Source organism: Arenicella chitinivorans, assembly GCF_014651515.1.
In the GTDB taxonomy this organism is placed as follows: Bacteria; Pseudomonadota; Gammaproteobacteria; order Arenicellales; family Arenicellaceae; genus Arenicella; species Arenicella chitinivorans.
This window is the reverse complement of record NZ_BMXA01000002.1, coordinates 982,223-1,003,528: the sequence shown is the minus strand read 5'-3', so window position 1 is coordinate 1,003,528 and position 21,306 is coordinate 982,223. Positions and strand designations below refer to the sequence as shown.

Annotated in this window: 17 protein-coding genes and 1 other RNA gene; 2 read left to right on the top strand and 16 right to left on the bottom strand. The window is 51.3% G+C overall.

All coding sequences use genetic code 11. The annotated features are described in order from the left end of the window. Positions 1-12: 12 nt before the first annotated feature. The 8 genes from IE055_RS09660 to ffs form a co-directional block, all read right to left on the bottom strand. Positions 13-375 (bottom strand): YigZ family protein, encoded by a 363-nt coding sequence (locus tag IE055_RS09660; RefSeq protein WP_189400182.1) that lies wholly within the window; start codon positions 373-375, stop codon positions 13-15. 57 nt (positions 376-432) lie between these two features. Continuing rightward, complete coding sequence (locus tag IE055_RS09655) at positions 433-3,990, bottom strand: ABC transporter permease/M1 family aminopeptidase (protein WP_189400180.1); 3,558 nt, start codon at positions 3,988-3,990, stop codon at positions 433-435. Positions 3,991-3,999: 9 nt separating this feature from the next. Next, the gene (locus tag IE055_RS09650) at positions 4,000-4,875 is read right to left on the bottom strand and encodes an ABC transporter ATP-binding protein (RefSeq protein ID WP_189400178.1); all 876 of its coding nucleotides are present in this window, start codon (positions 4,873-4,875) and stop codon (positions 4,000-4,002) included. A 186-nt stretch (positions 4,876-5,061) separates the two neighbouring features. Continuing rightward, positions 5,062-7,389 carry a Tex family protein gene (locus IE055_RS09645; protein WP_189400176.1) on the bottom strand — a complete coding sequence of 776 codons (2,328 nt, stop codon included), beginning with the start codon at positions 7,387-7,389 and terminating at the stop codon, positions 5,062-5,064. A 103-nt stretch (positions 7,390-7,492) separates the two neighbouring features. Next, on the bottom strand, positions 7,493-8,095 hold the full coding sequence (gene recR / locus IE055_RS09640) for a recombination mediator RecR (protein ID WP_189400174.1): 603 nt from the start codon (positions 8,093-8,095) through the stop codon (positions 7,493-7,495). A gap of 21 nt (positions 8,096-8,116) precedes the next feature. Continuing rightward, complete coding sequence (locus IE055_RS09635) at positions 8,117-8,443, bottom strand: YbaB/EbfC family nucleoid-associated protein (protein WP_189400172.1); 327 nt, start codon at positions 8,441-8,443, stop codon at positions 8,117-8,119. Between the two features lie 43 nt (positions 8,444-8,486). Next, complete coding sequence (dnaX, locus tag IE055_RS09630; protein WP_189400170.1) at positions 8,487-10,355, bottom strand: DNA polymerase III subunit gamma/tau; 1,869 nt, start codon at positions 10,353-10,355, stop codon at positions 8,487-8,489. Positions 10,356-10,553: 198 nt separating this feature from the next. Then, positions 10,554-10,649: signal recognition particle sRNA small type (gene ffs / locus IE055_RS09625), an RNA gene on the bottom strand. A 156-nt stretch (positions 10,650-10,805) separates the two neighbouring features. Between ffs and xseA the strand changes: the two genes are divergently transcribed. After that, positions 10,806-12,143: an exodeoxyribonuclease VII large subunit gene (xseA, locus tag IE055_RS09620; RefSeq protein WP_189400168.1), complete on the top strand. Its 1,338-nt coding sequence runs from the start codon at positions 10,806-10,808 to the stop codon at positions 12,141-12,143. Continuing rightward, positions 12,136-12,951: a peptidoglycan DD-metalloendopeptidase family protein gene (locus IE055_RS09615; protein WP_189400166.1), complete on the top strand. Its 816-nt coding sequence runs from the start codon at positions 12,136-12,138 to the stop codon at positions 12,949-12,951. The genes xseA and IE055_RS09615 overlap by 8 nt, the downstream gene beginning before the upstream one ends. A 9-nt stretch (positions 12,952-12,960) precedes the next feature. Here IE055_RS09615 and der read toward each other — a convergent pair whose 3' ends face one another. The 8 genes from der to ndk form a co-directional block, all read right to left on the bottom strand. Further along, positions 12,961-14,415, bottom strand: a complete 1,455-nt coding sequence (der, locus tag IE055_RS09610; RefSeq protein WP_229794222.1) for a ribosome biogenesis GTPase Der — start codon at positions 14,413-14,415, stop codon at positions 12,961-12,963. A 76-nt stretch (positions 14,416-14,491) separates the two neighbouring features. Beyond that, positions 14,492-15,661: an outer membrane protein assembly factor BamB gene (bamB, locus tag IE055_RS09605; protein ID WP_189400164.1), complete on the bottom strand. Its 1,170-nt coding sequence runs from the start codon at positions 15,659-15,661 to the stop codon at positions 14,492-14,494. 50 nt (positions 15,662-15,711) lie between these two features. After that, on the bottom strand, positions 15,712-16,386 hold the full coding sequence (locus IE055_RS09600; RefSeq protein ID WP_189400162.1) for a YfgM family protein: 675 nt from the start codon (positions 16,384-16,386) through the stop codon (positions 15,712-15,714). A gap of 95 nt (positions 16,387-16,481) precedes the next feature. Beyond that, positions 16,482-17,786, bottom strand: a complete 1,305-nt coding sequence (gene hisS / locus IE055_RS09595; protein ID WP_189400160.1) for a histidine--tRNA ligase — start codon at positions 17,784-17,786, stop codon at positions 16,482-16,484. Positions 17,787-17,845: 59 nt separating this feature from the next. Continuing rightward, a complete protein-coding gene (locus tag IE055_RS09590; protein ID WP_189400158.1) occupies positions 17,846-18,739 on the bottom strand; it encodes a helix-turn-helix domain-containing protein in 894 nt (297 codons plus the stop codon). An 84-nt stretch (positions 18,740-18,823) separates the two neighbouring features. Further along, positions 18,824-19,615: a type IV pilus biogenesis/stability protein PilW gene (gene pilW / locus IE055_RS09585; protein ID WP_189400156.1), complete on the bottom strand. Its 792-nt coding sequence runs from the start codon at positions 19,613-19,615 to the stop codon at positions 18,824-18,826. Positions 19,616-19,620: 5 nt separating this feature from the next. Beyond that, positions 19,621-20,733 (bottom strand): dual-specificity RNA methyltransferase RlmN, encoded by a 1,113-nt coding sequence (gene rlmN, locus IE055_RS09580; protein ID WP_189400154.1) that lies wholly within the window; start codon positions 20,731-20,733, stop codon positions 19,621-19,623. Between the two features lie 19 nt (positions 20,734-20,752). Further along, positions 20,753-21,184, bottom strand: a complete 432-nt coding sequence (gene ndk / locus IE055_RS09575; RefSeq protein WP_189400152.1) for a nucleoside-diphosphate kinase — start codon at positions 21,182-21,184, stop codon at positions 20,753-20,755. Positions 21,185-21,306 lie beyond the last annotated feature (122 nt).

The window sequence follows — 21,306 nt, the reverse complement described above, 5'->3', positions numbered from 1 at the left end:
CTGTCACTGTCTTTAGCGACAAAACTCTTGCATGAACTCCGTCACACACGTCCGGACATGACGAAAACGATCCGCGCCTAAGTGCACGCCGCCGTACCAGCGTGTGACGATAATGAGGCGATTATGAAGTTGTGCCTGATCGAGTATTTTTAGCATGATATTGCCTGCCCCACTCTCGCCATCGTCGTCTTTGACTTGTTCGCCATCGGCGAAAATCACGGCCCAGGTGTTGTGCGTGGCTTTGGCGAATTTCTTCTTCTGACAGAGCTTTTTCAGAACTTTCTGAACGTCATCTCGAGACGCTACCTGAGCGCCACTGACCGCGTATTTAGACCCTTTGTCGGTCAGCACGTTGGCTATTTGTTGGATTTTCATCAATGCAGCTTCCTCTGGCGCCCATTTTACCGGTTCGCCAGAGGAGATACAGGGCGATTACAACTTGAGAATGTTGTTACCCGTGTCGCGATCAATAAACCGCACGAAGGGATCGACACCGATGTACTTGGGTAATGAGTCCACCACAAGCTTGACGGTATTGCTACCCGACACCAGAGTAACGCGTTTCTGATCCAGCACCTTAGATCCGGCCGCAAAGTCATTAGGATCGCCATCGAAGGTCACGATCTCCACCGACTCTGAAAATGGCTGCTCGGTTTCCTTACCCGTGCCGTCGGCGCTGAATTGCTGCGCGTGCACGGTGAAGCTGAGCTCGTATCGCCCGTCTTCCAACGCTTGTTGTGCCACCTCTTCTGCCCGCAGATCGTACAAGGTTATCTGATTAAACAAGGCATCGATCAAGTCTTGTTCGGTGTCGCTAGTGCCGGTTTTCAGGTGCCGCACCAAGTCCAGTGTCGTTGGATACGGGTCACTCTGATAACGGTACTCTTCGAGTAGCGCTTTAAGGGCAGCGTTGATACGTGTTTCGCCCAGGTGGTGCCGTAATGCCATCATCACCACCGACCCTTTGCGATAATGAATGTACGACTGGTCTTCAGCCCGCAACAGCGGCATTTCTTCAATCAATTCGCTGGTGCGCCCGGTGAGGTAGCGATCCAACTCGTAGGTCAGAAATTTACGCAAAGCTGTTTCGCCGTAGCGTTGCTGCATGACCACCAGTGCGCTGTACTGAGAGAGCGTTTCCGATAAAATCGCTGAGCCTTGCACATTAGCGGCACCCAGTTGGTGCCCCCACCATTGGTGGGCCATTTCATGTGCTGTCACATAGTAGACATAATCGATGTTGTCTTCGTCGCGCAGGTCTGCAGTAAAACCGATCTCTTCCGAGTAGGGAATGGTATTCGCAAAACTCTGGGCAAAACTGCGGTAGCCCGGAAACTCGATGATGCGGAATTGCTTGTGCTGATACGGCCCAAACGCAGCCTGAAAGTAGTTCAGAGAATCTTTAGTGGAATCCACCATGGTTTGCAAATTCCAGTTGTGCTCAGGGTGGTAATACACTTCGATGGCGACGCCGTCGTGAGACTCGTTGAGCACGGCGTAACGCCCCGAAGTGATGCTGAAAAAATTCACCATGGGTTGGTCCATCACATACCGGAAATACCGTCGACCGTCTTTCTGCCATTCTTTCTCAAGATACCCGGGTGCCATCGCAATTTGGTCTGCGTCGGTCGAAATGGTCGCGCTGAATTCAATAAAGTCGATAGAACGATCAAAAAAGCTCTCGGTGTATCGGCTTTCATCTTCCAGAAGGTACGCGCGCTGAACAGGTTCGAGATCACGTTTTCGACGGTCATGTTGATCGACGAGTTGAAAACGTGATTGATAGCCGAATTGCGGCAACAGTTGTGCGTTATTGATAAACGTGCCGTTCTCGACCACGGTAAAATCATGGCCTCGGTCCTTAAAACCTTGGTGATCTATCTCGGCTGTGAGTACCCCAGCGCGACGCTCGCCTGGTTGCATTGGCGTATTAAACACGAACCAGCCGGCACGCAATTCAGGGTCACTTAGCTCGAATTTGCCGCCGTGGATCGCCACAGTGCCAGTTTTGAGGTGTTGTGGCAAGGACACTAAGAAGCGCTCGATTGGCTCCTGTCCTGTGTTCACGACGTCAATGTTTGCCGTAGCAACCACTCGGCGATCCGCCGGATAGATAGCCACCTCAACGTCCACGCGTTTGGTGATCGGCAACGGGTCATCTCGATACTGGCTATAGTTCTTTTCATACTTAGCCTGCCTGTCCTTAAACTGTTCGGCGCCGACAAAGGTATTCAGAACCCGCGTGTTATAGAAAATGTAGCTTCCAGCAGCAACGAACACCATTAGCGCTACCGCGATGGTCGCGAAGCCGCCGCGACCCAGCTGATACCCGAGCAAGCGCCATCGCGATTTCAGCGACGTTAATGTGCCGCGTCGCCACAAACCATAACTCAGTACGGCGAATACCACCGCCAAACCAGACCAATACAGCATGTACCAGTTATGTGGCGCAAGGAACAATCCGTAGCCGTTCATATCGGAGTAAACCAGATCAGGAGAGCCGCCGTAGTTCGCCATATTGTGCTCGATGCCAAGCTGTGGCAGCACCAACTCCATCATCGCGTAGGCAAAGAAAATCAGCAAACCGATGTATTTGCCCGGGCTTAAGGTCTGAATAAAAAAGGCGAGTATCACCAGCATCGTAATGGGCAGCAGGTAAAAATAAAATACGCTGACGCCGTACTGAACAAGATCAAGGTTTGTGTACCCAGACAGCAATTGGTAGACGATAGTGATCGCCATCGCAAACAAGTGAATGGCCACCAACACGGCCACCACCGCCACCACCTTGGACGCCCAAAATACGCTGTTTGAGGCGGGCGTGCTATCAACCAATTCGTGCATACCAACCGTGTGTTCACGCCACACGACCTCTGCGGTGTAATAGGCCACCACAATAATGGTTAGCAACGCGAAGCCCCCGACCACCATGTCGACCATGTTTTTGGTTAACGGCCAGTTTTCAGTCCCAAAGGAACCGCCGCCCAGTAACATCTGAGCAATCAGCTGCATTGCAGAAAAAGCGCTCAACAACAAAAATGCAGGACTTAAAAATACCTGACGCATCTCAAATTTTGTGCGCGTTATAAACTGTGGCCACCACTTTCCAGCACTACCTTTGGTACGGTGAAATGTCAGCGTTGGTGCCGGCGCATGGTCGGCTTGTTGCTTAGCCGGTTTAACTGCTCGATTGAACACGGTTAAGGGTCGAAACAGACGACCGCCGAGCAACAATGCCGCTACCCCGATACCGAGCCACAACAAACGGTTCTGCAAAATAACGCCAGTCATCCCAGCTAGCGCTCCGTTCCGTTCGAACGGCGTCCAGTAACGCGTGAAGTCACGGTAAGCATTCAAACCAAATGGGTCGGTAATAGCGCGCATAAAACGTTGATGCGGTTCATCGAACACTTGGCCTGCCAGGGTATAAGCCACGAACAGCCCGAGCGCAAACATGTAAACCAGCATTAAGCTGCGGGATCGTTGAGCGACCGCGTAAAAAACCGCCGCTAAGATAAACAGCGTCGTGATCGAGAAGATGACAAATGGTTGCAGATACGCGGCCAAATTTAGTGGTCCCAATCGTTCCGAATCCACCGAGGGCATCCAAGTGCCCACCAAAGTACCCAATGGCACCATCGCAAACACCGTCACACAGATCAGGTAGGCGCCAACAAATCGACCTAACTGATACCCGAGCGGGCGAATCGGCTTGGTATAGATGATCTCAGCCATCTGGCTGGTCTCATTGCGCAAGGCGGTGTCACCAACAAAATTCACCACCATGAACATGCTGAAAATACTTAGAATCAACAACACCTGTGCGATGGCGTAGGGACTGTTAAATAAGACGTTGCCACCAGAGCCAATCTGTACCTGAGGCACGACCATGGCCAAGAAAGGCAGTAAGAAAAACACCAGACACGTCACGATAAACGATGGCTGACGTACGAAATAACGCCATTCAAAGGCGAGCATTTTTAGGAACATGATGCCTCCTTACGCCGCGTTGCGCGCTTGAATCAAGGTAGAGAAATACACGTCTTCCAGGTTTGCTGGCGTGCTCTCAAACCCTGCGGGCGCCGCATCGGCGAGCACATGCAACACCGATTGTCCTGCGTGCAGGCGTTTCGAGATCACGGTCATATCAGACTCAATGGCGGCGACATCCTCCGGTGCCACCGTCCTGCGCCAGATACGGCCATCTAATTGACTGGTAACCTCTAACGGATTGCCTTCGAGCAGAATTTGTCCGTCGCCGAGCACCGCCATCTTGGCACACAATTCAGACACGTCTTCCACGATGTGTGTCGACAGAATAATGACTTTTTCGGCGCCCAAACTCACCAGCAAATTATGAAACCGGTTGCGTTCTTCTGGGTCTAACCCCGCGGTTGGCTCATCCACGATCAGTAAGTCCGGGTCTCCCAACAATGCTTGTGCGATGCCGAATCGTTGGCGCATGCCGCCCGAGTAACCGCTCACGGCTTTCTTACGATGTTGATACAAATTAGTTTGCGCGAGCAAGCCGTCCACCACCTCTTTGCGCTCTGCTTTGTTGTGAATGCCTTTCAGGATTGCCAGATGTGTTAGAAGGTCGAGTGCGCTAACGCGGGGATACACACCAAAATCCTGCGGCAAATAGCCAAGACGTTGACGCAACTCGTTGGGTTGAGTCAGTACGTTGATGCCATTAAAGTCAATTTGGCCTTGATCTGTCGGTTGCAAGGTTGCCAGCGTACGCATCAAGGTGGATTTACCAGCACCGTTCGGCCCCAGTAATCCGAACAGGCCTTTATCGATTTGCAGGTTGACGGATTTCAGCGCAGCCACGCCATTTGGATAAGTCTTGGAAACATTGTCGATTTTGAGCATGGTCGGGGGCTCCTTGAATGATCATTTTGGGGTTATTAAACCACGCTGTGACGTTTTCCCGGCATGTTATCTCGAGTCACAGACGCGCACGTTGAAACTTAGATGCGCGCCTGCAGGATTCGGATTCAACTTTCTGCAATTTTTTTCGCGGCGTCAACCACCCTGTCAACGCCGTCGACGGCCTGCCTATTTCTTAAATGCGGCGGCCAGTTTTTCCGCCATCGCGTTATTCGCCGGCATAGTGCGTTGTTTGTTGGCGCGTGCTGGTTTGGTGTTTCGTGGTTTGGGCTTACCGGCACCTTGACCACGATCACGCCGTTCAGCGCTGGTTTCCTGCAAGCGCATGGTCAGTGCAATCCGTTTACGCTGCACGTCGACCTCTAACACTTTGACTTTAACAATCTGGCCCGCCTTCACCACTTTGTGCGGATCGTCGACAAATTTATCCGCTAGGCAAGAGATATGTACCAAACCATCTTGATGCACACCAATATCAACGAAGGCACCAAAGTTCGTTACGTTGGTAACCGTACCTTCGAGCACCATGTCTTCGACTAAATCTTTAATGGTTTCAACCCCATCACGCAGGGCAGCAGTCTTGAACTCAGGACGCGGATCTCGACCCGGCTTATTCAGCTCGTTGATAATGTCGGTGACGGTTGGTACACCAAATTGTTCCGTGGTGTAGTCCTCCGGTTTCAGGCTCTTTAGGAACTGTGTATCACCAATAATCGAATTGATTTCACGACCGTTTTTACGCGCAATCGCTTCCACTACCGAGTATGCCTCTGGGTGCACACCCGACGAATCCAACGGATTAGCATTAGTTGACACGATACGCAAAAAGCCCGCCGCTTGCTCAAATGTTTTATCACCCAGGCGTGGCACTTCTTTAAGCTGTTCACGGCTATTGAATTCACCGTGTTGGTTGCGGTACATCACGATATTATTCGCAATGGTTTCGTTCAAACCGGACACCCGGCGTAGCAATGGCATGGACGCCATATTCAAATCCACGCCAACGTCGTTCACGCAGTCCTCGATCACCGCATCCAATGAACGACCCAGCTGAAACTGGTTCACATCATGTTGATACTGGCCCACACCAATCGATTTGGGTTCGATTTTAACCAGTTCCGCCAGCGGGTCTTGCAAACGACGTGCGATCGATACTGCGCCACGGATCGTTACATCAAGATCTGGAAATTCGCGTGCTGCAAATTCAGATGCCGAATACACAGACGCGCCGGCTTCGTTCACCATCACTTTGGTCAGTCGCAGTTCAGGGTGCCGCTTAATCAGGTCTCCGGCCAGTTTGTCGGTCTCACGAGATGCGGTGCCATTGCCTATCGCAATCAACTCCACACCGTGTTTGGCTGCCAGAGCAGCGATCACTGCTATGGACTGATCCCACTGGTTTTTCGGTGCATGCGGATAAATCGTGGCCTGATCTAGGTATTGACCAGTTTTGTCTACTACCGCAACCTTAACACCGGTCCGTAACCCGGGGTCCAACCCCAGTGTAGCCTTGGCACCGGCTGGCGCAGCTAACAGCAAATCTTTCAAATTCAATGAAAAGACACGAATCGCTTCGGCTTCGGCTCGCTCTCGCAGATCGAACATCAAGTCACCTGAGAGATGCAATAAGACCTTGATTTTCCAGGTCCAACTTACCACTTGTGTCAGCCATTTATCCGCAGGCCGCTCTTGGCTTTGAATTCCCCAATGTTCCGCTACCATTTGCGCACAAGGGTGTGCCAACTCAGACTCCCAACCACCTTCCGGTGCCGCGATATCCAGCGTGGAATTTAAAATGCCTTCATTACGTCCACGAAAGATAGCGAGTGCCCGATGCGGCGGAATCGCATTGAACGGTTCTTGATAATCAAAGTAGTCGCGAAACTTGCTCCCCTCTTGTTCTTTATCCTTCGCCACGTTAACCGTTACCACCGCATTAGCCTGCAAGTAATCGCGTAGGCGTGCTAATAGTGCTGCGTCTTCGGCGAAGCGCTCCATCAGAATGGCGCGCGCACCATCGAGCGCGGCTTTGGTATCAGGGACCGGTGTTTCGTCACTGTCATTTAGGTATCCCGCCGCCTCAGTCTCTGGATCCAGCATGGGATCGCCCAACAGCGCGTCAGCCAAAGGCTCCAGACCCGCTTCGCGCGCAATTTGACCTTTGGTGCGGCGTTTTGGCTTATACGGCAGGTACAAATCTTCCAGCGAATTTTTCGTTTCCGCTGTCAGAATCGATTTTTTAAGATCATCATTGAGTTTACCTTGTTCTTCGATACTCGATAAAATGGTCGCTCGACGATCTTCCAATTCGCGCAAATATTTAAGTCGATCTTCCAACTCGCGTAATTGAGAATCGTCCAGTCCGCCAGTGACTTCTTTTCGGTAGCGAGAAATAAACGGCACAGTAGCACCTTCATCCAATAAACCGATGGCCGCGATTACCTGGCCCTGCGCAACACGGAGCTCATCCGCAATTCGAGATTCAATAGACTTCATAATGTAGCTTAATAGTTAAAATGAGATGGCCGATTGAATTCGGCTCAATAAGATATTCTTATAATGGGTTAGTTGCGTGATTCGGCACGCAGTGGTTCTTCTTTTATTGACTGGTAGCGCGCCTATCCTTAAACGCCGCAGCCAGAGTACGTTGGTCCATATATTCGAGTTCGCCACCAACCGGTACTCCGCGTGCCAAACGTGTGATCTTTACGTCGTATGGCATCAGCATTTGCTGTGTATAGTCGGCGGTGGTTTCACCTTCGGCAGTGATATTAGTGGCAATGATGACCTCGTGAATCTCATTCTCGGCAACAATTTGATTCAAACGCTTGAAACCAAGCTGGTCCGGGCCGATACCCTCCAATGGTGAAAGCTTGCCCATGAGTACGAAATAAAGCCCTTGGTACGCGCCAACTTGTTCTATCGCCTGCAAATCGGCCGGTGTTTCCACCACACACAACAACGATTTATCACGCTTCTCAGAAGCGCAGATATCGCAAAGCGTGCTTTCGCAAAATGTATTGCAGCGTTCACAGGAGGTGATTTTCTCCAAGGCATTATTTAATGCGTCCGCGATTTTTTTCGCGCCCTCTCGATCACGTTCCAATAAGTGAAACGCCATTCGTTGCGCATTCTTCGGGCCCACACCTGGAAGCGCTTTGAGCGCCTCTTTCAGTGCTTCAATTGCCGATGATAGAACCATTGGGGAGCGTGTATCGTGCGATTAGAACGGCATTTTCATGCCGGGAATATTCAAACCGCTGGTCAGGCCTGACATTTTATCCTGCGACGTTTTTTCGACCTTGCGCACGGCGTCGTTCATGGCGGCGGCGATCAGGTCTTCGAGCACTTCTTTGTCATCAGGGTCACTCAACAGTTCGGGGTCAATGGTGACACTCTTGACATCATGGCGACAGGTCATGGTTAGCTTTACCATGCCACCACCAGACTCTCCAGTTACTTCAATATTGGCGAGCTCAGCTTGGGCTTTTTGCATGTTTTCCTGCATCGCCTGAGCTTGCTTCATTAAATTACCTAATCCACCTTTCATTTAGGTTAATCCTCTTATTGGGTTACGTTGACCGCGATTCAAGTTAGCGTGAATGCGGCTTTATCGAATCTTCGTTCAGGGTGGCGCCAAATTCACTCATCAGCGCCTGTACCCCTGGGTCTTCTTGAAAACTTTGCTTAGTGCGTTCCAACTCCTCATGCCCCAATCGGGCTAGGCATTCCGCCGGTGTTTCTTTGTCGGAGTCTTCCACGTCGATGTCCAGCTGCACCGACGCGTTCACCACATCACGCATCGCCGCGCGAATCTTTTCCAGACGTTCGGGTTTTAATAAGTGTCCAAGACTCGGCGTCAAAGACAGTTGAATGCGGTCCTCAGCTAAACGCTCGCACGCGCAATTCATGGCCAATTCTTTGGGCAGACCGATTAAATTACTTTGTTCCACCAGTTCGCCCCACTCGTTATGTCCCGCCAGCACGACTGCAGCAGACGTCGGCTGTGGCGCTTGTGGCGCGGCTTGTGGCGCGGCTTGTGGCGCCGGACTTGGCGCCGGACTTGGCGCCGGACTTGGCGCCGGACTTGGCGCCGGACTTGGCGCCGGACTTGGCGCCGGACTTGGCGCCGGACTTGGTGTCGGACTTGGTGTCGGACTTGGTGTCGGACTTGGTGTCGGACTTGGTGTCGGACTTGGTGTCGGACTTGGTGTCGGACTTGGTGTCGGACTTGGTGTCGGACTTGGTGTCGGACTTGGTGTCGACGCGGCCTGAGCCACGGGTGTGGACTCGGCCTGAGCCACGGGTGTGGACTCGGTCGGAGCTATCGCAGTCGTACCACTGGATGCCGATTGATGAACTTGATTGCCAGACGACGGTGCCGGCTCAAATGCCAACATTCGCATAACGGCCATCTCAAACCCAACCCTCAAACTCGGTGCCAATGCGAGATCACGCTTACTTAAGAGTCCGATCTGGTAATACAATTGAACTTGTTCAGCCGGCAGGCTGGCGGATAACTCCTGAATCAGAGCCTGATCGCAGTCTGCAACATTGGCGCTGGCTGGTGCAACTTGCGCCAGGCTGACGTAATAAAGGTGCATCATCACATCATCGAGTGCGGCCGAGAAATCCACTGCGTGATCCGCCATATCACGCACCAAATCCAAAGCGGCGTCAATATCTTGTGAGGCAAGTGCACGCAACAGGCCTGCGATGTGTTCGGCTTTGATGGTGCCAAGCATACTCTCGACCTCGGCCAAACGAACCTCACCATCACCTTGAGCGATCGCTTGATCCAGCAGACTTAAGCCATCGCGCATACTGCCGTCAGCCGCCTTTGCCAACGCTTGCAGCGCCGACTGATCGAAGCCAATGCCTTCATTGCCAAGAATTTTGACCAGCTGATTTTCCACCTGCTCAGGACGCATCGCACGCAGATTGAACTGAAGACAACGTGACAGTACCGTGACTGGTAATTTTTGCGGGTCGGTGGTTGCAAACAGAAATTTGACGTGTTCTGGCGGCTCTTCGAGCGTTTTCAGCAACGCGTTAAAACTGTGCCCAGAGAGCATGTGCACCTCGTCGATCAGGTACACTTTGAACTTGCCTGAAGTTGGTGCGTATTGCACGTTTTCGAGCAGTTCACGCGTGTCGTCGACCTTGGTTCGCGACGCCGCATCGACCTCAATCAAGTCAACGTATCGCCCTTCATCAATCGCGACGCAGGTATTGCACTGCTGACACGGCTCGGCACTCGTACCCGATTCACAATTCAGTGATTTGGCAAAGATACGCGCCAGGGTCGTCTTACCGACGCCACGCGTACCGGTAAAAAGAAAAGCATGATGCACGCGCCCCGAATCCAGGGCATTCGACAGAGCCTGCACAACATGCCCTTGACCGACAACTTCGGCGAAGGATTTAGGGCGCCATTTTCTGGCCAGTGCAAGGTATGCCATAAACTGCCAATTCTGAGGAGGTGTTTGGGGTTGTCAGTTAGGCGTTCTCTGTAACCGAGAACGAATTATCGCATTGTATTCGAGCAACACGATGGATGACAAGGCTGCAAATTTTCGCGTTTTGCCACACACCGGCGCACATTCAGTGGCAACCTGCTTTGTGCAGTTCAGTGAGGCAAAATTATATTAAAGACGGCGGCGGCTAACCTGATCACAGCACCCGAATCGATCGCTACGGCTGCTCCCTTCCGGGCCTGACCGGGTTCACCATCTATCGCCACTGTGGAGACTAACCACCACCGCCAGCGGATTATAACGAACCATTTCGGTCTCGCCTACCGGCGCGTCCAACTTATCGATAAAAATCCAATTTTTTTTTCACGACCATGCATTTAGTCTAGAATGCACATCAATGGCCAAATCCGTAAACCCAATAGTTTCCCGCGCAGCATGAACCAGAACCCCACCATTTTTAAGGTCAGCGAACTGGCTGATGAAATGCGTCGCTTAATGGAAGCGAGTTACCCCGAAATCTGGATCGAAGGCGAATTGTCGTCGTTGAGCTCTCCCGCGTCTGGGCACCTTTACTTTAGCTTGAAAGATGAGCGCTCACAGTTGCGCTGCGCCATGTTTAAGGGGCGGGCCAGCGTAAACCGTTACCGCCCCAAAGTGGGCGACCTGGTGCGAGTGCGGGCAAAAATTTCGGTCTATACTGCGCGTGGTGACCTGCAATGCATTGTGCAATACATCGAAGAAGCCGGCGAAGGAATACTGCAACGGCGCTATGAAGAGCTTAAACAAAAATTGAATGCTGAAGGCTTGTTCAGTCAAGCACATAAACAAGCGGTGCCGAAGTTTGCCCAGTGCATTGGTTTGGTTACCTCGAGTTCGGGGGCCGCCGTGCGCGATATTTTGACCACGCTGCAACGCCGCTGCCCAGGCATTCCGGTTATCATTTATCCGAGCTTGGTCCAGGGCGATACGGCAGCCGCATCCATCGTGGCTGCCATCAACGCGGCAGTTGCGCATCAGCATTGTGATGTTCTCATTGTGAGTCGCGGCGGTGGTTCACTCGAAGACTTGTGGAGCTTTAATGATGAGCAAGTTGCACGTGCTATCTACAACTGCCCCATTCCGGTGGTGAGCGGTGTCGGTCATGAAGTCGATGTCACCATCGCGGACTTGGTCGCGGATTTGCGCGCGCCAACACCGACCGCGGCTGCCGAACTGCTAAGCCCAGATACCACTCAATTGCAGACTCAGCTGAACGCACTTGGGCAGCGCTTACCACTGAGCATAAAGCGTCAGTTCCAACGACGAGCACAAAATGTGGACATGACTGGCCGACAGCTCGTGCATCCTCGGCAACAGTTAAGCAATAAATTTGAGCGACTCGGGAAACTCAGTGCAGCCTTGGTCAGCGGTCAGCAGCGACAACGTCAATACCGGCGAGACCGTCTCAACGCGCAAGGTCAACGCCTCACTCGCAATAACCCGATCAAACAAATTCGACAACACCAGGCGCAGCAAAATGACGTGACAAAACGACTGCGAGGTGCCGAACAACGACTCTTGAACCACGCTCAGGAGCGATTGCGTGCCATGGGCAATCAATTGCATCTTGTCAGCCCACTGGCGACACTCGATCGCGGCTTTGCGATCGCCCATACCGAAAACAACGCCGTTCTTAAGCACGGCGCTCAAACCTCGGTCGGTGCCACTATTCGGGTGCGTGTGTCGGACGCACAGTTAGGATGCACCGTGGATGAGATTACCCCGAATGATTAAAGTACGCATCTTGGCAGCATGGTTACTGGCAAGCCAACTACTCAGCGCCACACCTGTATACGGACAAACTAATTACCCTGGTGGTGTGGTTGAGTTAGAGATCGAGAAAAAATCAGACCATGTGCCGGAAGTGCGCTATGGCTTGTATGAAGCGGTCGTGCTTGAGAAGCCCGAAGCCTGGCGTGTATTGATCGGCATCGACCTCGATACATTACCGGGTGAATACGTCGTATACATCGACGACCATCAGCAAACGTTGGATAACTTCCGCAGTATCGAGATCATCCATCAACCCATCACTAATCAAACGACGGACCCGCTAAGCACAGATTACGCGCGTAACTTAGTACGCGAACCGTCGAAATGGAGCGAGATTGAGTTTACCAATACGCAACAACCAAGTTTACCACTGAGACGCCCCGCAGAAGGTGACTGGCTCATGCGTTTCGGTGACAAAGTCGCTGACGAGAACAGCGGCAAGATCCTGACGATCAATTCAGTATCGATGACCACCACTGAGTTGACTAACGTGATTGCCCCGCAAAACGCGATCGTGTCTCGCGTATCCACCGACACTGAAACGGGGCGCTCACAGATTTACCTAGATCACGGACGCGGACTATTCAGTTTGATTGATGGCGTATTTGATGTGACGGTCGAGCCGGGTAACGGTGTCATCGCCGGCGCCATGCTCGGCAACACTGGGTCACCCAGCGATCGCTCGGAACCCGTGACCTTATACTGGCAAACCAGAATGAATCATACCTTAGTCGACCCTGCGATTCTCATGCAGCTCTCACCAAATTAGAACCACGCCTTACTTTTTACTACTATTACTGCGTCGACCACCGCGATATTTAACATGGTCTTTGCTTTTACGAGAGACCTTTGCCGCTGGTTTGTACGGGTTTTCTGAGGTCTTGAACGACAGTCGAACCTTGGTTCCGATGAGATCAAATTCTCGTTCGAAGGTGTTAGACAGATAGCGCTGGTAGGTCTGTGGTAACTTATCGAGCTGGTTACCATGTATCACCACATGCGGCGGGTTCATGCCGCCCTGATGTCCAAACTTCATCTTGATTCGAAAATTCCCCACCATTGGTGGATTTCGCTTTTCTTCCGCGTGTTTCAGAATGCGGTTGATTCGTCCGGTGCCCATGTTGGTCATCGCGCTCTCATAGAGGCGGTCAACCAACGGCATGATCACATCAACACCTTTTGCCAGTTTGGCCGAAATAAACTCGATCGGAATATTGCCCATATGCCCGAACTTACGGTCAATCTGGGTGCGAACCTGGTCACGCTCATAGCCGGACATACCATCCCATTTATTGACCAAAATCATCAAAGAACGGCCACTTTCAAACACTAGGTTTATGAGTCGATTATCCTGGTCGACAATTCCATCTCGTGCGTCAAGGACGATGGCCACCACTTGCGCAAGTTCCACCGCACGGAGGGTTTTCATTACCGAGAATCGTTCAACGCGATCATCAATGCGTGATTTCTTACGCATTCCCGCGGTGTCAATTAAGACATACTCTTTTTCGCCAAATTTAAATGGGACATGAATGCTGTCCCGCGTGGTCCCGGGCATGTCATAAACTACCACACGCTCTTCGCCAACTAAGGTGTTCAATAACGTCGATTTTCCAACGTTAGGTCGCCCCACAATGGCTAGTTTGGCCACGCCTTCCGGAATCGCGTAGCCGTCGTTTTCTGCTTGCCGACGCCCTTCGGTTTCAGACAGAACGCGGTTAAGTAAACGAACAACACCATCACCATTTTTACCTGAGATAATGCTGGGTTGATCAAGTCCAAGCTGGTAGAAATCAGACGCCACTAATGCACGGTCCAACCCTTCGGCTTTATTGACCGCAAGGTAGACGGTGATTTGAGGCTTTTGCCGTAGCTGCTTCGCGATTTCAATATCCACCGCTGTTGCGCCATCGCGTCCATCAACGATGAAAATCACCGCATCGCTATCCTGTAATGCGAACTCTACCTGATCACGCATCAGACTGTGGATCTCTTCATTGTCCGATTCGATCCCACCAGTATCCACAATCCAGTAGGGGTTCGCGCCAACACGGCCGACACCAACCATGCGGTCGCGCGTCACGCCAGGGCGATCGTCAACAATGGCATCACGGCTACGCGTTAAGCGATTGTAAAGTGTGGATTTACCGACATTCGGCCGACCGACGATGGAGATAATCGGTTTCGCAGCCTCAATCGTGGGGGGTTGTTCAGTGTAATATTGCTCGTCCACGATTGGGTACCTGAGTGCTTGTGCGGGAAGAAACTAGCTTCGTATCACGACCCTCTTCCGCGCGTGATTAACTATCTTATTTACGATTCAGAATGCTGAGCGACTGCAACTTGCCATCGCTGTCGAGCACAAAAAAGGTGTCTGAATCGACCACTGGCTCACCGATAATCGTCTTGGCACCCAACGCGTGTTTGCCAAGCAGGCGACCATCCTGTTTGCTTAGAATATACAGGCCACCATCGCCTTCGCTCACGACCACGTACGGGCCAACTGAAACTGGCGCAGTGACAGGAAAAAGACGCAAAGCCGACTGTGACCAGACTTTATTGCCAGATGTACGATCAATTTGATGCACGACACCGCTCTTATCAACGATATACAAATAAGCCGCATCGTAGGCCATCGAATGGTATGACGAAACGTCCGCACTCCATTCAATACGCTTTTCCTGAATGTTCAATGCATGTGTGACCTCTTGATAGGACGACACATAAATAAAATTGCCAACGTGCAATGGATTGGTGTCAATGTCTGACAAACGCTCGATATCGTTGGTGCCACGAGGAAATGAGATTGGAAAATCCCAAAGCGCACGTCCTGTTTCCGCTTGTAACGCGGCCAGCAGCCCATCAGAGAACCCAGCAAATACAACCCCTTGTGTAACCACTGGGCGGGAATCACCGCGCAAAGTCAGCTTGGGTAACTGGCGACTGATGGTCCATTTACGCGACCCGTCAAATGCCGACAAACCATAGACTTTGCCATCACCGGTACGAGCGACCACCAAACTGCCGTCGATCACCGGACTGGAGAGTACTTCGCTGTCTAACTGCGTTTTCCAAGCCAGTGCGCCGTCGCTTTGATTCAATGCGTAAACAAAGCCCTCACTGGTACCGAATAACACCAATCCACCACCAACTCCAACACCTGCCGTGATGGTTTCTTTCTTGTCATAATATGCCCAGGCTACTTTGCCAGACTCGATATCGATTTTTTCGACTCGACCGTTAGTAGCTGCGGCATAAACATAGGCACCCAGCGATGCTGGCGATAAAACTGCATCGCCAGGCTTGATGCGATGACCAACGGTGCGCGACCAATTTCGCTGCAACGAGGTCGAGGTTTCGACCTTGGGTTTTTTGGGCTTCTCATCCGGACCAAAAAAGTCCGTCTTTTTAGATTTTCCGCCACAAGCTGCAACAAATACAAGCAATAAACACACTGCGATTGTTCGAAATTTATTCATAGTTACCCAACTTAATTCGTGTACTTATACAGGCGGAAATGCCAACTAACTTACTCTGAGGCAGACTGGTCGTCGGCGCTCACTGATTCCGCTTCAGGCAAACGCTCTAGTTTCAGGCTCAATACTTGAGCGTACGCAGACTGGCCCTCGACCAAACCATCGACCGCGGCTTGATAATAAGCTCGTGCGGCTGTGTACTCACCTTGCTCAACCGCAATATCACCCAGTACTTCTGAATAATGCGACGTAAATGCCTCGGATGGCTGATGTGATGCAAGCTGTTTGGCCGCATCCAAATCACCTTGCTCCAATCGAATTTTAGCCTGTCTTACACGCGCGGTGTGGACCAGCCCAGATTCCTTCGCGTTGTCGATCACCCATTGTAGTTCTGTAAACGCCGCATCCAAATCACTCTGCGCCAACTGGCGTGCCTTGATAAGCACTGCCTTAGCAGCGTATGGCGTTGCTGCATAATCTGATTTCAGCTGATCAACCTTAGTGCTGACATCCGCCAGCTCAGAACTCGTTACTTGCGCAACCGTCGCGGCATAGATTGTCGAGGCGGCTTGGGCTTTTTCAAGCTGTGATGTTTTGTAGTAGTCCCAGCCAAAAATAGCGCCGAGCCCCAATACCACGCCAACGATCAATGCGGGACCGTTATCCTTGAGCCACTGCCGTGCTCGCTCATCTTGTTCTTCCGGGGTCAGAAAAATATCGTCTGCCATGTGACTTTATCTCGTTGTGTTCTGTCAAAAGTTAATCTGGGGTTGCGCGCACTTACCCATTGGCGCCACCCAGGTCCCCACAAGGGGACTGTGCATTATAGCGATTCTAATAGATTAGTCACGACGTTCACGACATCGTTTTGTGCAATTGTTTGTTGTTCCAACGGTGCCTGTGACGTGGACTTAGGTCGTCGCAACGGCTTGACGCTTGCGGTGACGTCCTGCGCTTCCTGCTCACCAATCACCAAAGCAAGCGTCGCACCACTTTTATCTGCACGTTTAAATTGGTTTTTCATACTACCAGCGCCTTGATGACAGTTTACCGCCAGGCCAGCCTGAATCAGATCGCGCTGCAAGATCAACGCCTGGCGGCGAGCAGCCTCTCCAACCGATACGATGAACACATCTGTGAACCCAGTTTGATTGGCCGACTCAGCACCTTGCTCCTGCAAAATCTGAATCAGACGCTCGAGCCCCATACCAAAACCGAAAGCCGGTGTTGACTGCCCACCAAGCTGCGCTACTAAGCCGTCATAGCGACCGCCGCCGCACACGGTCGATTGCGCGCCAAAATCTTTATTCACCCATTCGAACACGGTGTCATTATAGTAATCAAGACCACGCACCAATCGCGAATTAATACGGAACGCGATGCCGAGGTCAGTCAGATACGTCTGCAAGGTTTCAAAGTGCTGTGCCGACGAATCACTCAAGAACGTCAAGATATTGGGCGCATCACCCAACAACGCTTGCACCTCAGCATTCTTACTGTCCAAAATTCGCAACGGATTTGTGGTCAGTCTTCGAACACTGTCTTCATCCAAGGCATCTCGGTGCTGGGAAAGATACGCAACCAAAGCATCGCGATAATTAGCTCGGGCGGTGTCGTCACCAAGACTGTTAATCTGCAATTCTGTATCTTTCAATCCCAAGCGATCGAATAATTGTGCAACCAGTGACAATACTTCCGCTTCAATATCAGGCGTATTCCAGCCGTAACACTCCAGCCCGACCTGATGAAACTGACGATAACGCCCTTTCTGAGGTCGTTCATGACGAAACATGGGCCCCTGATACCATAGGCGCTGTTGCTGATTGTAAAACAAACCGTTCTCGATCCCAGCTCGAACGGTGCTCGCCGTCCCCTCTGGGCGCAGAGTCAGTGAATCACCATTGCGATCTTCAAAGGTGTACATCTCTTTGGAAACAATGTCTGTCTCAGCCCCAATCGAGCGCGCAAATAACTGGGTGCTCTCCACCAGTGGTGTGCGAATTTGCTGATAGCCAAACTGCCGAAACACGTCGGCACATACCGTCTCAACATGCTGCCACAGCGCGGAATCCAGCGGCAAAATATCGTTCATGCCACGAATGGCTTTAATTTGAGATTGCTTATTCATGATGAAGCGGGTCGGGGAATAATGTTTTTTTCAGAACTGGCGTTGCGTATCTGAACCGGTCATTCGCCGATCGAGAATCGAGCGAACACACCTTCACGATGAGGTGTTAAGTCAAAATCGTCGCCGTTCACTTTAGCCGTCACCGCTGCGGCTTTGCCCAGAAAGACCGTGATGGGCAACTCAGACTGCACTTCCAGCTGTTCACCACCGGCGTAACTCTTGTAGGCCAGGCGTTTTCCATCGCTATCTCGAATATCGACCCAGCAGGTATCATTGAAATCCAGGACCAACACCTGGCCAACACGTTGTTGCAAGGACTCGTCTTCTAAGGATTCGTTGGCCGCTATGACTTCGTCAGCAGTCTGATTCAATGGCGATGTGGTTTGCGCTTGTTCACTCAGTTCGCTGGACGTTTCAACCACGGTCGTGTCAGGTATCTCAGTGGACGTATTTGATTCAGCCGGCTGAGTTGCTGTCGGACCCGCGGTCACGCTTTGCGCAACTGGCGCGGTTTGATCGCCAAGCAATCCATCAAATTTTCCCGTGTACCATAAGGCAAACACGCCGGCGACAATGGCTACCATGACCAATTTACCAAAGCTAAACACGCTGCTACGTTCTGAGTCGGATGCCGAGCCGATACCACGCGGCAGGTCATCTAAACGCGCGCCCTTCTGCCAATTTGGGTTCAGGTAGTGCTCCAGAACTTGCTCTGGATCGAGGCCCAGTAGACTCGCATAGGAACGAATATAACCGCGTACATACGTCGGTTCCGGCAAACCTTCGCTCTGATCAAGCTCGATGGTCCGTATCTGTGTCACCGACAAATTCAATTCGTCAGCGATTTCTTCAATCGTGCGGTTTTGTTGTTTACGCGCCGCAGCCAACAAACTGCCGCTGCCTTCTTGCGGCATAGTGCGCACATCATCAGTAAGTTTATTTTTCTCTTCCATTACAACCTCAAACCAACCCAAACCCAGAACGACTCGACGCTGAGAGCATATTCTCAGTATCAAACCTAATTTTAGGAAATTTTCTTAGTCTCTGCTCTGACGTACCGTCGAGGCTTCTTTTGAGCCAGGGAATTCAGTCAATAACTTGCTGCGATAACTCTCAGCAACATCACGAGCGTCAAGTGCGGATTCTATTTTATACGCGAGTAAAAGCGACCCAGGTTGCGGATTAGTAATGGCAAAGTAGCGCTCGATGTACGCGCGCGCGGACATGTACGACTGCTCTTCAAATTTCAGTTTAGCCAGCTGATACAAAGCAGGTCGTAGACGAGGATTTAAGGATAAGGCTTTTTTCAGATATTGTTCTGCCGCCACCTCCTTGACCTTGAGCAAGCATTCGCCTGCGCGCATGTAGCTTAGCTGCGCCTTATCGAACAAGGGATTGGACACGGCTATCTCGAAATACTCTACCGACTCACGCTCTTTACCAATTTGACACAAAAACACCCCAAAATCATGGGCCGCTGCGGAGTTCTCTGGGTCAGTTTTAACTGCTCGTGCAAAATAACGTTCGGCCTGGCGGTTTTGCTCTAGCTTGAGCATTAGTAAAGCCATAACATAGTTTGAATCGGAATGGTCCGGGTCGATGCTCAATGCCCGTTCAAGTTGCTGTTTGGCTGTGGCGTACTGCTCTTGCTTTAAATACCCTTGGGCCAATTTAGTGTGCACCATGGCACGGTCAGCGCGCGACTTCTTAGCCTTGGTAATTTGTTTTGAGCCACCGCCGGAGCTCACACACGCAGTCAAAAATACAATTAGGAATACGCTTAAAAAAGCGCGGATAAGTGCTGAAAATGAATAGGTATTTTTAGGCATAGACCTCATTGTATTTTTTTGGCCTGGGTTTGTCTAAATTTTTCGGAGCGACGCGTCCTATCCATCACGTCGCCAGCCAATTGGCCGCATGCCGCTTCAATATCATCACCGCGGGTTTTACGTATCGTCACGATCACGCCCGCTTTGTGCAAAATATCGCGAAAGCGGTGAATTCGGTTATTTGACGAGCGCTCATAGTCGATGCCTTCAAAGGTGTTAAACGGAATCAGGTTAACTTTACCTGGCACCGTTTTCATCAAGTTCGCCAGTTGACGAGCATGCTCGGGCTCGTCGTTCACGCCGGACAACATCACATACTCAAAGGTGATACGCGCCCGCTGCGAGTCGGCCACATACCGATTGCATGCAGCCATTAATTCTTTGATTGGGTATTTTCGATTGAGCGGCACGAGTTCATTTCGCAGCTCATCGTTCGGCGCGTGTAACGACACCGCTAGGCTAACCGGGCAGGCTTGTTTCAATTCGTCAATTTTAGGTACCACGCCAGCAGTGCTCAGGGTGATTCGACGTTTGGATAAACCGAAACAAAAGTCGTCCTGCATGATATTCATGGCCGAGACCACATTATCAAAGTTCATCAACGGCTCGCCCATACCCATCATCACCACGTTGCTGACGATGCGATCTTCGGTTTGGTATTGCTCAGCCAATAAATGCTTGGCGATCCAAACCTGCCCAATAATCTCTGCAGTGGTCAAATCGCGGTTATAGCCTTGCTTGCCGGTGGCGCAAAACGAACAATTCAAGGTACAACCAACTTGCGATGAGACACATAAGGTGCCACGCGAATCCTCCGGAATAAACACCATTTCGATCGCGCTTTTGCCCGGCACACTCAACAGCCACTTCCGAGTCCCGTCCTGCGATAAATTGTCCGAGATGATAGTCGGAACACGAATCTCAGCATTTTCGGCCAAAGATGCACGCAGTGCTTTGCTGAGGTTTGTCATCTCAGCAAAGTCACTGACACCAACCTGGTGAATCCATTTCATAACCTGGGAGGCACGAAACGGCTTTTCGCCGATGGAAGCAAAATACGCTTCCATCGCACTGCGATCTAGGCCCATCAGGTTAATTGGTTGTTCGGTCGGTGTCATAGTCAGATCACGTCAAGGCTTAGCGAGTGCGTGGGCAAACACCGTCTTTGCCGAAGAAAAACTCGATTTCCTGTGCCGCAGTCTCTGGTGCATCTGAACCGTGGCAGGCATTTTCATCGATGCTGGTCGCAAAGTCTGCACGAATCGTGCCTGGTGCTGCTTCCGCAGGATTAGTTGCGCCCATCACATCACGGTGTGCGGCAATTGCATTCTCACCTTCCAGCACTTGAACGATCACAGGTCCCGATGTCATGAAAGACACCAAATCCCCATAGAATGGACGCTCTTTGTGAACGGCATAAAACTCACCTGCTTGTTCTTCAGACAAGTGCATCATGCGTGCAGCAACGATTTGCAAACCAGCTTCTTCGAAACGTGCGTAAATTTTACCAATCACGTTTTTAGCAACAGCATCAGGCTTGATAATAGAAAGGGTGCGTTCAACAGCCATTTTAAGACTCCAGTAGAAGTAGATATAATTCAGTTAAGTAATTCTCAGCACTGCCTACGGGCAGGCCTCAAGCGGCGCATATTCTAACGCCTAGTCCGGCGAAATACTAACCGCCATGCGCA